Raw genomic sequence first — 240 nt, forward strand, 5'->3', positions numbered from 1 at the left:
GAAGAACAACGAGTTGTAGAAGAAGCACCGATTGCAGAAGAACAACGAGTTGTAGAAGAAGCACCGATTGCAGAAGAGCAGCCAGTTGTAGAAGAAGCGCCGGTCGCAGAAGAACAACAAGTTGTAGAAGAAGCGCCGGTCACAGAAGAACAACGAGTTGTAGAAGAAGCACCGATTGCAGAAGAACAACGAGTTGTAGAAGAAGCACCGATTGCAGAAGAGCAGCCAGTTGTAGAAGAA

The 240-nt window shown here is 47.1% G+C and carries 1 protein-coding gene; it reads left to right on the forward strand.

All coding sequences use genetic code 11. From position 1 onward, the window contains the following. A partial coding sequence (locus FOT98_RS31665; RefSeq protein WP_144291292.1) for a hypothetical protein occupies positions 1–240 on the forward strand: 240 nt, incomplete at both ends.

The sequence above is a fragment of the Bacillus sp. HY001 genome, from assembly GCF_007558965.1.
Lineage (GTDB): Bacteria > Bacillota > Bacilli > Bacillales > Bacillaceae_G > Bacillus_A > Bacillus_A mobilis.